A 14,164-nucleotide genomic window follows, 5' to 3' on the forward strand; every position below is an offset into this window, starting at 1 on the left:
TCCTCAGCCCGCCGTCTCCCCGCCCTTCCGGGTGGGCGAGGCGGCGGGTTCGCGCTGTCCGGAGCGGGCGGCCGGGACCGGCCCCCGGGGCGCGGGCAGCGCCGGCAGCGGCCGTCCGTCCTTGCGCAGCGCCCGGGCCACCGCGGTCTCCCGGTCCAGCCGCGCCCCCCGGCGCACCCACTCCTCGTACCGCTCGTCGCCCAGCGCCTCCCGGGCCATGGCCTCGCAACTCTCGTGCGGGGCGTTGTAGTGGGCCGAGCCGAACAGCGGCAGCCCGACCGAGGGCCACATCCGCCCGGCGGCGCCCTGGAGCACCGCCGCCTCCACCGGATCGCCCTGCGTCACCGTCACCAGCGCCAGCAGCTCGATCGACAGCACCGTGCCCAGCAGGTCGTGGAAGCCGTGCGCGTTGCCCAGGCAGTCCGCCAGCAGCTCGCGCGCATGGACCGCGTCACCGTCCCGCCAGGCCGCGTACGCCAGCACGTACAGGGCGTACGACCGCGCCCACCGCTCCCCGTGGTCCTCGCACACCCGGCGCACGTCCTCGCACAGTCGCACCGCGTCCGGCAGATCCCCCTGGAACGCCCGCGTCATCGCCAGCTCCACCTGGCCCATCAGGACGTTGCTGTTCAGCTCGCCGATCTCCTGGTAGCGGTCCAGCGCCGACCGCAGCAGCGTCTCCGCGCGGGCCATGTCATCCGTGACCAGGGCCAGACAGCCGGTGCGGTGCTCGGCGTACGCCACCGCCGCCGGATCGGCCGACCGCTCCGCCTGCTCGCGGCACATCCGCAGCGCCCGGAGCGCCGCCACGGTGTCGCCCTGGAGGACCGCCACGTAGCCGAGCACCCACAGCGCCTTCAGCCGCGACCGCTCGTACCGCGAGTCCAGCTCCAGGGCGCGCTCCAGCCACCGCCGCCCCTCCGCGAGCCGCCCGCACCCCACCCAGCAGAACCACAGCGAACCCGCCAGGTGCTGGCCGAGGTGCGCCTCCTCCGGCTCGCTCAGGCAGAACTCCAGCGCGGTCCGCAGATTCGGCAGCTCCGCGTCGACCCGTGCGGCCACCTCGCGCTGCCGGGGCGAGAACCAGTCCAGCTCGCACAGGGTGGCCAGACCCAGGTACCAGTCGCGGTGCCGTCTGCGCAGCCGGCCCGCGTCCCCGGTCGCCTCCAGCCACTCGGCGCCGTAGGCCCGGACGGTGTCCAGCATCCGGTAGCGCGGGCCCGCCGGGGTCTCCTCGCGGGAGACGACCGACTGGGCGAGCAGCTCCGACAGCACGTCCAGCACGTCCTCCGCGGCCAGCCCGTCCCCGCTGCACACGTACTCGGCCGCCTCCAGGTCGAAGGAGTGCGCGAACACCGACAGGCGTGCCCACAGCAGCCGTTCGTCCGGTGAGCACAGCTCGTGGCTCCAGCCGATCGTCGTGCGCAGCGTCTGGTGCCGGGGGAGGACGTCCCGGCCGCCACCGGTCAGCAGCCGGAACCGGTCGTCCAGGCGCCGCAGCAACTGCGCCGGGGACAGCGCCCGCAGCCGCCCGGCCGCCAGCTCCAGCGCCAGCGGGATGCCCTCCAGCCGCCGGCACAGCTCCCGCACCTCGGCGCCGTCGGCCACCGGCACGCCCTGCGCCCGGGCCCGGTCCGTGAACAGCTCCGCCGCCTCGTCCTCGCCGAGCGGCGCCAGCGGGAACAGCCGCTCGCCCGCGAGGCCCAGCGGACGCCGGCCCACGGCCAGCACCCGCAGCTCCGGGAGCTCGCGCAGCAGCTCCGCCGTCAGATCGGCACAGGCGGCCACCAGGTGCTCGAACCCGTCCAGCACCAACAGCGCCCGCCGCCCGGCCAGATGCTCCAGCAGCGCCTCCCGGGGCAGGCGCGTGGTGTGGTCGGTCAGCCCCAGCGCCTCCACGACCGCGTACTCCACGAACTGCGGATCCCGCACCGCCGACAGCTCCACCCGCCCCCAGCCCGGGGCGCCCGCCGGGCCACCGGACGCCCAGCGCGCCACCACCCGCGCGGCCAGCCGGGACTTGCCGACCCCGCCCACCCCGGTCACGGTCACCAGCCGTGCCCGGCCGAGCGCCGTCGCCAGCTCGGCCACCTCGGCCGAGCGCCCGACGAAAGAGGTGAGTTCGAGGGGCGGATCGCCGTCCGCCCGGGAGCCGGGACTGTGAGGACCTCGCATAGGACACGGAGCGTACTGAACCGTGTTCACCCCGTACAATCGCTTCCCGCAACTCCGCCCGCTCCACCCGGTAATCCGGTACGGAGCCTTTGCCGTGGCGCGATAGGCTCGGGGCACTGCTTTTTTCATGGATCAGATGTTCAGAGCACGTTTTCAGGGAGCGGGTGCGCACAGTGTCCGGTGGTGAGGTGGCCGGGATCCTGGTGGCCGTCTTCTGGGCGATCCTGGTCTCCTTCCTCGCGGTCGCACTGGCGAGGCTGGCCCAGACGCTCAAGGCGACCACCAAGCTCGTCGCGGACGTGACCGACCAGGCGGTCCCGCTGCTCGCCGACGCCTCCCAGGCGGTGCGCTCCGCGCAGACGCAGATCGACCGGGTCGACGCGATCGCCTCCGACGTCCAGGAGGTCACCTCGAACGCCTCCGCGCTGTCCACCACCGTCGCCTCCACCTTCGGCGGCCCGCTGGTGAAGGTCGCGGCCTTCGGCTACGGCGTCCGCCGGGCGCTCGGTGGCCGCAAGGAGGAGGACGTGCCGGGGAAGTCGCCCCGGCGTACCGTGATCGTGGGCCGGACGGTCCCTGCCGCACGACGCAAGCGGAAGTAAGGACTGAGACCGAGCGATGTTCCGCCGTACGTTCTGGTTCAGCACCGGCGTCGCCGCCGGTGTGTGGGCCACCACCAAGGTCAACCGCAAGCTGAGGCAGCTGACCCCGGAGAGCCTGGCCGCCACCGCGGCGAACAAGGCCCTTCAGACCGGTCAGCGGCTGAAGGACCGCGCGGTCGGCTTCGCGCTCGACGTCCGCGACAACATGGCCCAGCGGGAGGCCGAGCTGGAGGAGGCGCTCGGCATCCAGGAGAGCCCCGGGCTCACGGCACCCCGGCGGTACGCCGCCATCGAGAACAACCGCAGCAACCCGCAGTACATCGAGAACACGACGTACTCGTACAACCGGAATGAGGACCACTGATGGAGTCGGCCGAGATTCGCCGCCGCTGGCTGAGCTTCTTCGAGGAGCGCGGGCACACCGTCGTCCCTTCGGCGTCGCTCATCGCGGACGACCCGACTCTGCTCCTCGTCCCCGCCGGCATGGTGCCCTTCAAGCCCTACTTCCTGGGTGAGGTCAAGCCGCCCTTCCCGCGCGCCACCAGCGTGCAGAAGTGCGTGCGCACGCCCGACATCGAAGAGGTCGGCAAGACCACGCGGCACGGCACGTTCTTCCAGATGTGCGGCAACTTCTCCTTCGGCGACTACTTCAAGGAAGGCGCCATCAAGCTCGCCTGGGAGCTGCTCACCAGCCCCCAGGACAAGGGCGGTTACGGCCTCGACCCCGAGCGCCTGTGGATCACCGTCTACCAGGACGACGACGAGGCCGAGCAGATCTGGCACGAGGTCGTCGGCGTGCCCAAGGAGCGCATCCAGCGCCTGGGCATGAAGGACAACTTCTGGTCCATGGGCGTCCCCGGCCCCTGCGGCCCCTGCTCCGAGATCAACTACGACCGCGGCCCCGAGTTCGGCGTCGAGGGCGGCCCCGCCGTCAACGACGAGCGGTACGTGGAGATCTGGAACCTCGTCTTCATGCAGTACGAGCGCGGCGAGGGCACCGGCAAGGACAACTTCGAGATCCTCGGGGACCTGCCGAGCAAGAACATCGACACGGGCCTCGGCCTGGAGCGGCTCGCCATGATTCTGCAGGGCGTGCAGAACATGTACGAGATCGACACCTCCATGGCCGTCATCAAGCGGGCCACCGAGCTGACCGGTGTCCACTACGGCGAGTCGCACGCCTCGGACGTCTCCCTCCGCGTGGTCACCGACCACATGCGCACCGCCACCATGCTCATCGGCGACGGCGTCACCCCCGGCAACGAGGGCCGTGGCTACGTGCTGCGCCGCATCATGCGCCGCGCCATCCGCAACATGCGCCTGCTGGGCGCCACCGGACCGGTCGTCAAGGACCTGATCGACATCGTGATCCGGATGATGGGCCAGCAGTACCCCGAGCTGGTCACCGACCGCGAGCGCATCGAGAAGGTCGCCGTCGCCGAGGAGAACGCCTTCCTCAAGACGCTGAAGGCCGGCACCAACATCCTCGACACCGCCGTCACCGAGACCAAGGCCCAGGGCTCCAGCGTCCTGCCCGGCGACAAGGCCTTCCTGCTCCACGACACCTGGGGCTTCCCGATCGACCTCACCCTGGAGATGGCCGCCGAACAGGGCCTCTCCGTGGACGAGGAGGGCTTCCGCCGCCTGATGAAGGAGCAGCGGGAGCGCGCCAAGGCCGACGCCCAGGCCAAGAAGACCGGCCACGCCGACCTCGGTGCCTACCGCGAGATCGCCGACGCCGCCGGTGAGACCGACTTCATCGGCTACACCGACACCGAGGGCGAGTCCACGATCGTCGGCATCCTGGTCAACGGCGTCTCCTCCCCGGCCGCCACCGAGGGCGACGAGGTCGAGGTCGTCCTGGACCGCACCCCGTTCTACGCCGAGGGCGGCGGCCAGATCGGCGACACCGGCCGGATCAAGGTCGACTCCGGGGCCGTCATCGAGGTCCGCGACTGCCAGAAGCCGGTCCCGGGCGTCTACGTCCACAAGGGCGTCGTCCAGGTCGGCGAGGTGACCGTGGGCGCCAAGGCCCACGCCGCCATCGACACCCGCCGACGCACGGCCATCGCCCGCGCCCACTCGGCCACCCACCTCACCCACCAGGCCCTGCGCGACGCCCTCGGCCCGACGGCCGCCCAGGCCGGTTCCGAGAACCAGCCCGGCCGTTTCCGCTTCGACTTCGGCTCCCCGTCCGCCGTGCCGACGGCCGTGATGACCGACGTCGAGCAGAAGATCAACGAGGTGCTCGCCCGCGACCTCGACGTGCGCGCCGACATCATGGGCATCGACGAGGCCAAGAAGCAGGGCGCCATCGCCGAGTTCGGCGAGAAGTACGGCGAGCGGGTCCGCGTCGTGACCATCGGCGACTTCTCCAAGGAGCTGTGCGGTGGCACGCACGTGCACAACACCGCCCAGCTGGGCCTGGTGAAGCTGCTCGGCGAGTCCTCCATCGGCTCCGGTGTGCGCCGTATCGAGGCCCTGGTCGGCGTCGACGCCTACAACTTCCTCGCCCGCGAGCACACGGTCGTCAACCAGCTGACCGAGCTGCTCAAGGGCCGCGCGGAGGAGCTGCCGGAGAAGGTCTCCGCCATGCTCGGCAAGCTGAAGGACGCCGAGAAGGAGATCGAGAAGTTCCGCGCCGAGAAGGTGCTCCAGGCCGCCGCCGGTCTCGCCGAGTCCGCCAAGGACGTGCGGGGCGTCGCGCTGGTCACCGGCCAGGTCCCGGACGGCACCACCCCGGACGACCTGCGCAAGCTGGTCCTGGACGTGCGCGGCCGGATCCAGGGCGGCCGGGCCGCCGTCGTGGCCCTGTTCACCGTCAACAACGGCAAGCCGCTCACGGTCATCGCCACCAACGAGGCCGCCCGCGAGCGCGGCCTCAAGGCCGGCGACCTGGTCCGTACGGCCGCCAAGACGCTCGGCGGCGGCGGTGGCGGCAAGCCGGACGTCGCCCAGGGCGGCGGCCAGAACCCGGCCGCCGTCGGCGAGGCCGTCGAGGCCGTCGAGCGCCTGGTCGCCGAGACCGCCAAGTAGGAAGCGGCCGAGACATGCGCAGAGGACGTCGGCTCGCGATCGACGTCGGGGACGCCCGGATCGGGGTCGCCTCGTGCGACCCCGACGGGATCCTCGCCACCCCGGTGGAGACCGTCCCGGGCCGGGACGTCCCCGCCGCCCACCGCCGGTTGCGTCAGCTGGTGGAGGAGTACGAACCGATCGAGGTCGTCATCGGCCTCCCTCGCTCCCTCAAGGGGGGCGAGGGCCCGGCCGCGGTCAAGGTCCGCGCCTTCGCGCAGGAGCTGGCCAAGGGCATCGAGCCGGTGCCGGTGCGGCTGGTGGACGAGCGGATGACCACGGTGACGGCCAGTCAGGGACTGCGTGCCTCGGGCGTGAAGTCGAAGAAGGGCCGCGCGGTCATCGACCAGGCCGCCGCCGTCATCATTTTGCAGCAGGCCCTGGAATCCGAACGGGTGTCAGGTGCACCACCCGGCGAAGGCGTCGAAGTGGTCATCTGATCGCGATACGGTAACGTTCCGCGCGATGCGCCGGTGTTCGAACAGCCGGGGCACAGCAAGAGGCGGAGTGGAAGCCGGCCCCCCGGCCGCGTGACCGTCGGCCTCGCGGCTCTAGGGGATCGATGACTGAGTATGGCCGGGGCCAAGGCTCCGAACCGTGGCATCCGGAGGACCCGTTGTACGGGGACGGCGGATGGGGACGGCAGGCCCAGGCGGGCCCGCAGTCGCCCTACGGCGGCCAGCCGCAGCACCATCCGCAGGCGCCGCAGCACGGCGACTGGAGCCAGGAACAGCAGCCCGGGTACGGCGGGCAGCAGCACCAGTACCCCGACTACCAGGACGGAGCGGGCCGGCCCGAGTACGACCAGGGGTTCGCCCACCAGACCCAGCAGCAGTTCCACCAGGGCGGCTGGGACGCGACCGGCACCCACGGCCACGTGCCCTACGCCGCCGACCCCGGCGACCCGTACGGCCAGCAGCCCGTGGCCTACGGCGCGGAGCAGCCCGACTTCTACCCCACCGAGGACGCCTACCCGCCGCCGGAGCCGCCCGGCCGCCGGCAGCCCGAGCCGGAGCCCGAGCCGGAGGCGGCGGGCGAGGAGGAGCACGCCTTCTTCGCGGGAGGCGGCGGCGAGGACGACGAGGAGGAGCACGAGCTCCAGAGCCGGCGTGAGCGGCGCGGAAAGAAGCCCGTCAAGAGCAAGAAGCGGCGCACCGGCTGCGCCTGCATGGTGGTCGTCCTGGTGTTCGGCGGCGGCCTCGGCGGTGTCGGGTACTTCGGCTACAAGTTCTACCAAACTCGTTTCGGCGCGGCCCCGGACTACGCGGGCAGCGGCAACGGCCAGCACGTCACGGTCACCATCAACAAGGGCGACGGCGGCTGGGCCATCGGCCAGAAGCTGAAGGACGCGGGCGTCGTCGAGAGCGCGGCCGCGTTCGTCTCCGCGCTCCAGGCGAACCCCGAGGGCAAGTCGCTCCAGGACGGCGTCTACACCTTGGAGAAGGAGATGTCCGCCGCGAGCGCGGTCGAGCTGATGCTCAGTCCGAAGAGCCGCAGCAACCTGATCATCGCCGAGGGCCGGCGCAACGCGGAGATCTACGGCCTGATCGACAAGCGCCTCGAAGTACCGGCGGGCACCACGGCGCGGGTCGCGAAGAAGGACTACAAGCACCTCGGCCTGCCCGCCTGGGCGCTGAACCACCCGAACCTCAAGGACCCGCTGGAAGGCTTCCTCTACCCCTCCAGTTACGGGGTCACCAAGGGCCAGAAGCCCGAAGCCGTCCTCAGGACCATGGTGGCGCAGGCCACCGCCAAGTACCAGGAACTCGGCCTGGAGAAGAAGGCCGAGGCCCTCGGCCTCGACGGTCCGTGGCAACTGCTCACCGTGGCGAGCCTGGTGCAGGCCGAGGGCACGAGCCACGACGACTTCCGCAAGATGGCCGAGGTCGTCTACAACCGTCTGAAGCCCGGCAACCCGCAGACCGCCGGGCGGCTGGAGTTCGACTCCACGTACAACTACGTGAAGAACCAGAGCAAGCTCGATCTGAGCATCGCCGAGCTGCGCAGGTACAACAACTCGTACAACACGTACTACTCCAAGGGCCTGCCGCCGGGTCCCATCGACAACCCCGGCGAGGAGGCGCTCAGGGGCGCGCTCAACCCGACGGACGACGGCTGGTACTACTTCATCTCGATGGACGGCAAGACCAGCAGGTTCACCAAGACGCTGGAGGACCACAACAAGCTGGTCGCGGAGTGGAACGCGTCGAGGAAGAAGAACTGATGACACGCCGTGCCGCCGTGCTCGGATCGCCGATCGCCCACTCCCTCTCCCCGGTGCTGCACCGGGCCGCGTACGACGCGGCCGGGCTCACCGGCTGGTCGTACGACAGCTTCGACGTCGACGAGGCCGCCCTGCCCGGCTTCCTGGACAAGCTCGGACCGGAGTGGGCGGGGCTGTCGCTGACCATGCCGCTGAAGCGGGCGGTCATCCCGCTGGTGGACGAGATCAGCGAGACGGCCGCCTCGGTCGACGCGGTCAACACGCTCGTCCTCACCGAGGACGGCCGCAGGATCGGCGACAACACCGACATCCCGGGCATGGTGGCCGCCCTGCGCGAGCACGGCATCGAACAGGTCGACTCCGCCGCCGTCCTCGGCGCCGGCGCCACCGCCTCCTCCGCGCTCGCCGCGCTGGCCCGGATCTGCACCGGGGAGGTCGTCGCCTACGTCCGCAGCGAGGCCCGCGCCGCCGAGATGCGGCAGTGGGGCGAACGGCTCGACGTGGAGGTCCGCACGGCGGACTGGGCCGACGCGGCCGAGGCCCTGCGCGCCCCGCTGGTCATCGCCACCACCCCCGCCGGCACGACCGACGCCCTCGCCGCCGCCGTGCCCGAACGCCCCGCCACCCTCTTCGACGTGCTCTACGACCCCTGGCCCACCGAGCTGGCCGCCCGCTGGTCCATGTTCGGCGGTGCCGTGGTCGGCGGCCTCGACCTGCTGGTCCACCAGGCCGTGCTCCAGTTCGAGCAGATGACCGGGCACACCCCGGGCCCGCTGGAGGCCATGCGGCACGCCGGCGAGCAGGCGCTCGCGGCCCGCTGACGCCGCGCACGCGTCCGCCTGCTGGACCGGCGGCCGGTCCGCGCCCTGGGACGTGGGAGGATCGGAGGTGGCGTACCGGGGTCGCGCACCCGGCGGCGCCGTCGCCGTACGCGAGGACGCGCGTAGGGCGGGCAGTACCGGGCGCGAGCACTGAGGAGCACCGTTGAGCAGGCTGCGTTGGCTGACCGCGGGGGAGTCCCACGGTCCCGCACTTGTCGCGACGCTGGAGGGTCTTCCCGCCGGCGTGCCGATCACCACGGAGATGGTGGCGGACCACCTGGCGCGGCGGCGGCTCGGCTATGGCCGCGGTGCGCGGATGAAGTTCGAGCGGGACGAGGTCACGTTCCTCGGCGGGGTCCGGCACGGGCTGACCCTGGGCTCCCCGGTGGCGATCATGGTGGGCAACACCGAGTGGCCGAAGTGGGAGCAGGTCATGGCGGCCGACCCGGTCGACCCCGAGGTGCTGGCGGGCCTGGCCCGCAACGCGCCGCTGACCCGCCCCCGCCCCGGCCACGCCGACCTCGCGGGCATGCAGAAGTACGGCTTCGACGAGGCCCGCCCGATCCTGGAGCGCGCCTCGGCGCGCGAGACGGCGGCCCGGGTGGCGCTGGGCGCGGTCGCCCGGTCGTACCTGAAGGAGACGGCCGGCATCGAGATCGTCTCCCACGTGGTCGAGCTGTGCTCCGTGAAGGCCCCGCGAGGCGTGTACCCCACCCCGGCCGACGTCGACAAGCTCGACGCCGACCCGGTGCGCTGCCTCGACGCGGACGCCTCGAAGGCGATGGTCGCCGAGATCGACCAGGCCCACAAGGACGGCGACACCCTGGGCGGCGTGGTCGAGGTGCTGGCCTACGGCGTCCCGGTCGGCCTCGGCTCGCACGTGCACTGGGACCGCAAGCTGGACGCCCGCCTCGCCGGCGCGCTCATGGGCATCCAGGCGATCAAGGGCGTCGAGATCGGCGACGGCTTCGAGCTGGCCCGGGTGCCCGGCTCCCAGGCCCACGACGAGATCGTGGGCACGCCGGAGGGCATCCGGCGCGTCTCCGGCCGCTCGGGCGGCACCGAGGGCGGCCTGAGCACGGGTGAGCTGCTGCGGGTGCGCGCCGCGATGAAGCCGATCGCCACCGTGCCGCGCGCGCTCAGGACGGTGGACGTCACCACCGGCGAGCCCGCCCAGGCCCACCACCAGCGCTCCGACGTCTCCGCCGTCCCGGCGGCCGGCATCGTCGCCGAGGCCATGGTGGCGCTCGTCCTCGCGGACGCGGTCGCCGAGAAGTTCGGCGGTGACTCCGTCCCGGAGACCCGCCGCAACGTCCGGTCGTACCTCGACAACCTGGCGATCCGGTGAGCGGCGTACCGGCGGTCGTCCTGGTCGGGCCGATGGGCGTGGGCAAGTCCACCGTCGGCCGGCTGCTCGCCGAGCGCCTCGGCGCCGGCTACCGGGACACCGACGAGGACATCGTGGCGGCCGGGGGCCGCACCATCGCCGAGATCTTCGTGGACGACGGCGAGGCCGCCTTCCGCGCCCTGGAGAAGGCTGCCGTGCGGGCCGCGCTCGCCGAGCACCGGGGCGTCGTCGCGCTGGGCGGCGGGGCGGTCCTGGACGCGGACACGCGCGCGCTGCTGGCCGGGCAGCGGGTGCTCTACCTCTCCATGGAGGTCGAGGAGGCCGTCAAGCGCACCGGTCTGAACGTGGCCCGCCCGCTGCTCGCGGTCAACCCGCGCAAGCAGTGGCGGGAGCTGATGGAGGCGCGCCGGCACCTGTACGAGGAGGTCGCCACCGCCGTCGTCGCGACGGACGGCCGCACTCCGGAAGAGGTCGCGCAGGCGGCGCTGGACGCACTGGAGTTGAAGCAGGTATGAGCGAGGCAGTCACCCGGATCCAGATCGCCGGCACCGAGGGCACCGACCCCTACGAGGTGCTGGTGGGCCGGCAGCTCCTGGGCGAGCTGGCCGGGCTCATCGGGGCGAAGGCCAAGCGGGTCGCCGTGATCCACCCGGAAGCGCTGGACGAGACCGGGGAGGCGCTGCGCGCCGACCTGGCCGGGCAGGGCTACGAGGCCGTGGCGATCCAGGTGCCCAACGCGGAGGAGGCCAAGACCGCCGAGGTCGCCGCCTACTGCTGGAAGGCGCTGGGCCAGTGCGGCTTCACCCGCACCGACGTCATCGTCGGTGTCGGCGGCGGCGCCACCACCGACCTGGCCGGCTTCGTCGCCGCGACCTGGCTGCGCGGGGTGCGCTGGATCGCCGTCCCCACGACCGTGCTGGCCATGGTGGACGCGGCGGTCGGCGGCAAGACCGGCATCAACACCGCCGAGGGCAAGAACCTGGTCGGCGCCTTCCACCCGCCGGCCGGTGTCCTGTGCGACCTGGCCGCGCTGGACTCCCTCCCGGTGCACGACTACGTCTCCGGACTGGCCGAGATCATCAAGGCGGGGTTCATCGCCGACCCGGTGATCCTGGACCTGATCGAGGCCGACCCGCAGGCCGCCCGCACCCCGGCGGGCCCGCACACGGCCGAGCTGATCGAGCGGTCGATCCGCGTCAAGGCCGACGTCGTCTCCTCGGACCTGAGGGAATCGGGCCGGCGGGAGATCCTCAACTACGGTCACACGCTCGGCCACGCCATCGAGAAGAACGAGCGGTACAAGTGGCGGCACGGGGCCGCGGTCGCGGTCGGCATGCACTTCGCCGCCGAACTCGGCCGCCTCGCGGGCCGCCTGGACGACGCGACGGCCGACCGCCACCGCAGCATCCTCGAATCCGTCGGCCTGCCGCTGCACTACCGCTACGACCAGTGGCCCAAGCTGCTGGAGGCGATGAAGGTCGACAAGAAGTCCCGCGGCGACCTGCTGCGCTTCATCGTCCTGGACGGCCTGGCCAAGCCGACCGTCCTGGAAGGGCCGGACCCGGCCGTCCTCCTCGCCGCCTACGGCGAAGTCGGCCAGTAGCCCCGGACCGCCCCCCGCGTCCGATTTCCCTCGCCCGCCGGGCACTTCGTACCGCCCCCGGCCGTTTCACCAAACGACGGCCGGGGACGGTACCGTTCGGTAGCAAGCGGGGCACGCCCCCGCTGCCAGCGCCAGATGTGTGTACGAGACGGAGTGGCAACGGATGCAGCACGCAGTGGGGTCTCCGCTGCCGCCGCCCCACCAGCCGGGGCAGGGCCCGCACGCCGGCTGGGTGTCGGCCGCGCACCACCCGGGCCCGCACCCGGGAGTCTCCCAGGGGCCCGCCCCCGTGCCCCCGTCGCCGGGCTTCCCGGCTCCGCCCGGACCGGTACCGCCGGCCCCGCAGCAGCCCCCGGCCCCCGCCGGCCCGGTGCCGCCGCCCGCGCCCCCGCGGCACACCGCCGGCCCGCAGACCCCCGACAGCACCGGACACGTCCCGCTGCCGCCCGGCGGCCCGGTCGGCGCCCCCGCGGCCCCGCCCGCCGCGGCCACGGCACCGGACCCGACGGCGACCACCCTCGCCGTCCTCCTCATCGGCCCGGCCGGCGCGGGCAAGACCAGCGTCGCCAAGTACTGGGCGGACCACCGCCGGGTCCCCACGGCCCACATCAGCCTGGACGACGTCCGCGAATGGGTCCGCTCGGGCTTCGCCGACCCGCAGTCCGGCTGGAACGACAACTCCGAGGCCCAGTACCGCCTGGCCCGTCGCACCTGCGGCTTCGCCGCGCGCAACTTCCTGGCCAACGGCATCTCCTGCATCCTGGACGACGCCGTCTTCCCGGACCGCCCGGTCGTCGGCCTCGGCGGCTGGAAGCGGCACGTGGGCCCCGGCCTGCTCCCGGTGGTCCTGCTCCCGGGCCTCGACGTCGTCCTGGAGCGCAACGCCGAACGCACCGGCAACCGCCGCCTCACGGACGAGGAGGTGGCCCGCATCCACGGCCGCATGGCCGGCTGGTACGGCTCGGGCCTGCCGATCATCGACAACTCCCAGCTGGACGTCCCGGGCACGGCCCGCGTGCTGGACGAGGTCCTGGCCAGGGCGATAGCGAGCCCGCCGAGCTGGTGAGCGGGGGTGCCCCCGGCACTCCACCGCACCACCCCCCACCTGCTCCGCCACCCCACTCGGCCCCCACCGATCGGCACAATCCGGACAAACCTCCTACGCTCATCTCATGTCAGAGGTGTACGCGAACCGCCGATCCCGGCTGAGGGAACACTTCAACGCGGCCGGCACCGCGGCAGCGCTCGTCACCCGCCCGGCCAATGTCCGCTACCTCGCCGCCGCGGCCCCGCGGGGCGCCGTGCTGCTGATCGGCAGGAGCGAGGACGTCCTGGTGTGCGCCGGTCCGCCGGACGACCGCCCGCACGAAGGCCAGCCGGACGAGAACCTGCGCCTGCACGTCCTTCCGGCGCGCCAGGGCGACGCCGCCGTCGCGGCGGCCGGTCTCGCCGCCGACCAGGGCGCCGACTCCCTGGCGGTCGAGGAACACCACCTCACCGTCACCCGGCACCGGGCCGTCGCCTGCGTCGCCCCGAGGCTCCGCCTCATCGACCTCGGCGGGGCCGTGGAACAGCTCAGGGTCGTCAAGGACGAGGAGGAGATCTCCTGTCTGCGCATCGGCGCCGAGATCGCCGACCAGGCCCTCGGCGAGCTGCTGGAGTCCATCCTGGTCGGCCGTACCGAACGGCACCTCGCGCTGGAGCTGGAGCGGCGCCTGGTCGACCACGGCGCCGACGGCCCGGCCTTCCCCACCTCCGTGGCCACCGGACCGCACGCCGGCCGCCGCGGCCACCGCCCCACCGACCGGCGGGTGGAGGAGGGGGACTTCCTCTCCGTCTGCCTCGGCGCCACCTACCGCGGCTACCGCTGCGAGATCGGCCGCACCTTCGTCATCGGCACCTCGCCCGCCGACTGGCAGATCGAGCTGTACGACCTGGTCTTCGCCGCCCAGCGGGCCGGCCGCGAGTTCCTGGCACCCGGCGCCGCCTACCGTGACGTGGACCGCGCCGCACGCCAGGTACTGGACTCCGCGGGCTATGCGGAGGCCCTGCCACCGCTGACCGGACACGGTGTCGGACTCGAAATCGACGAGGACCCGCAGTTGGCGCCCGCGGCCATGGGTAAACTGGACGCTTGCGTGCCGGTCACCGTCGAACCGGGGGTCCACCTCCCGGGCCGGGGCGGTGTCCGGATCGATGACACGCTCGTCGTACGCCCCGAGGCGGACGGCGGACCCGAGCTACTCACCATCACGACCAAGGAGCTGCTCGCCCTCTAGGCAGGTGCGTGCGCCGGGGTCGTACGTCAGTCCAGGA

General features: G+C 72.7%; 12 protein-coding genes. 11 read left to right on the forward strand and 1 reads right to left on the reverse strand.

Going from position 1 to position 14,164, the window contains the following annotated elements; genetic code table 11:
- Window positions 1-3 precede the first annotated feature (3 nt).
- A complete protein-coding gene (locus tag AQJ11_RS30830) occupies window positions 4-2,175 on the reverse strand; it encodes an ATP-binding protein (RefSeq protein ID WP_208616655.1) in 2,172 nt (723 codons plus the stop codon).
- 164 nt (window positions 2,176-2,339) lie between these two features.
- Here AQJ11_RS30830 and AQJ11_RS30835 point away from each other — a divergent pair, with 164 nt between their 5' ends.
- The 11 genes from AQJ11_RS30835 (at window position 2,340) to AQJ11_RS30885 (ending at window position 14,127) form a co-directional block, all read left to right on the forward strand.
- Window positions 2,340-2,777 (forward strand): DUF948 domain-containing protein, encoded by a 438-nt coding sequence (locus tag AQJ11_RS30835; protein WP_086011507.1) that lies wholly within the window; start codon window positions 2,340-2,342, stop codon window positions 2,775-2,777.
- Window positions 2,778-2,793: 16 nt separating this feature from the next.
- The gene (locus AQJ11_RS30840) at window positions 2,794-3,141 is read left to right on the forward strand and encodes a hypothetical protein (RefSeq protein ID WP_014671536.1); all 348 of its coding nucleotides are present in this window, start codon (window positions 2,794-2,796) and stop codon (window positions 3,139-3,141) included.
- Window positions 3,141-5,813 carry an alanine--tRNA ligase gene (gene alaS / locus AQJ11_RS30845; protein WP_014671535.1) on the forward strand — a complete coding sequence of 891 codons (2,673 nt, stop codon included), beginning with the start codon at window positions 3,141-3,143 and terminating at the stop codon, window positions 5,811-5,813. The genes AQJ11_RS30840 and alaS overlap by 1 nt, the downstream gene beginning before the upstream one ends.
- A gap of 14 nt (window positions 5,814-5,827) precedes the next feature.
- On the forward strand, window positions 5,828-6,292 hold the full coding sequence (gene ruvX, locus AQJ11_RS30850; protein ID WP_014671534.1) for a Holliday junction resolvase RuvX: 465 nt from the start codon (window positions 5,828-5,830) through the stop codon (window positions 6,290-6,292).
- A 122-nt stretch (window positions 6,293-6,414) separates the two neighbouring features.
- Entirely contained in the window at window positions 6,415-8,076 is a 1,662-nt protein-coding gene (mltG, locus tag AQJ11_RS30855; RefSeq protein WP_203348864.1) for an endolytic transglycosylase MltG, read from the forward strand.
- Window positions 8,076-8,897 (forward strand): shikimate dehydrogenase, encoded by an 822-nt coding sequence (locus AQJ11_RS30860; RefSeq protein ID WP_014671532.1) that lies wholly within the window; start codon window positions 8,076-8,078, stop codon window positions 8,895-8,897. The genes mltG and AQJ11_RS30860 overlap by 1 nt, the downstream gene beginning before the upstream one ends.
- Window positions 8,898-9,060: 163 nt before the next feature.
- Window positions 9,061-10,245, forward strand: a complete 1,185-nt coding sequence (aroC, locus tag AQJ11_RS30865) for a chorismate synthase (RefSeq protein ID WP_041665029.1) — start codon at window positions 9,061-9,063, stop codon at window positions 10,243-10,245.
- A gap of 32 nt (window positions 10,246-10,277) precedes the next feature.
- Entirely contained in the window at window positions 10,278-10,760 is a 483-nt protein-coding gene (locus AQJ11_RS30870; RefSeq protein ID WP_107120904.1) for a shikimate kinase, read from the forward strand.
- Window positions 10,757-11,848, forward strand: a complete 1,092-nt coding sequence (aroB, locus tag AQJ11_RS30875) for a 3-dehydroquinate synthase (RefSeq protein ID WP_058079841.1) — start codon at window positions 10,757-10,759, stop codon at window positions 11,846-11,848. Before AQJ11_RS30870 ends, aroB begins: the two co-directional genes overlap by 4 nt.
- A 163-nt stretch (window positions 11,849-12,011) precedes the next feature.
- Window positions 12,012-12,914, forward strand: coding sequence for a Pro-rich N-terminal domain-containing protein (locus tag AQJ11_RS30880; RefSeq protein ID WP_107112825.1), 903 nt, complete (start codon window positions 12,012-12,014; stop codon window positions 12,912-12,914).
- Window positions 12,915-13,020: 106 nt separating this feature from the next.
- Window positions 13,021-14,127: an aminopeptidase P family protein gene (locus AQJ11_RS30885; RefSeq protein WP_059265361.1), complete on the forward strand. Its 1,107-nt coding sequence runs from the start codon at window positions 13,021-13,023 to the stop codon at window positions 14,125-14,127.
- Window positions 14,128-14,164 lie beyond the last annotated feature (37 nt).

Origin of the sequence: Streptomyces corchorusii (assembly GCF_001514055.1) — a bacterium.
GTDB classification, from domain to species: domain Bacteria; phylum Actinomycetota; class Actinomycetes; order Streptomycetales; family Streptomycetaceae; genus Streptomyces; species Streptomyces olivaceoviridis.

What these genes read in the sequence shown, in the direction of transcription:
- AQJ11_RS30840 (WP_014671536.1), top strand. Translation starts at nt 2,794, where the DNA reads ATGTTCCGCCGTACGTTCTGGTTCAGCACCGGCGTCGCCGCCGGTGTG.
- aroB (WP_058079841.1), top strand. Translation starts at nt 10,757, where the DNA reads ATGAGCGAGGCAGTCACCCGGATCCAGATCGCCGGCACCGAGGGCACC.
- AQJ11_RS30885 (WP_059265361.1), top strand. Translation starts at nt 13,021, where the DNA reads ATGTCAGAGGTGTACGCGAACCGCCGATCCCGGCTGAGGGAACACTTC.
- AQJ11_RS30830 (WP_208616655.1), bottom strand. Translation starts at nt 2,175, where the DNA reads ATGCGAGGTCCTCACAGTCCCGGCTCCCGGGCGGACGGCGATCCGCCC.
- mltG (WP_203348864.1), top strand. Translation starts at nt 6,415, where the DNA reads ATGACTGAGTATGGCCGGGGCCAAGGCTCCGAACCGTGGCATCCGGAG.
- AQJ11_RS30870 (WP_107120904.1), top strand. Translation starts at nt 10,278, where the DNA reads ATGGGCGTGGGCAAGTCCACCGTCGGCCGGCTGCTCGCCGAGCGCCTC.
- alaS (WP_014671535.1), top strand. Translation starts at nt 3,141, where the DNA reads ATGGAGTCGGCCGAGATTCGCCGCCGCTGGCTGAGCTTCTTCGAGGAG.
- AQJ11_RS30880 (WP_107112825.1), top strand. Translation starts at nt 12,012, where the DNA reads ATGCAGCACGCAGTGGGGTCTCCGCTGCCGCCGCCCCACCAGCCGGGG.
- AQJ11_RS30860 (WP_014671532.1), top strand. Translation starts at nt 8,076, where the DNA reads ATGACACGCCGTGCCGCCGTGCTCGGATCGCCGATCGCCCACTCCCTC.
- ruvX (WP_014671534.1), top strand. Translation starts at nt 5,828, where the DNA reads ATGCGCAGAGGACGTCGGCTCGCGATCGACGTCGGGGACGCCCGGATC.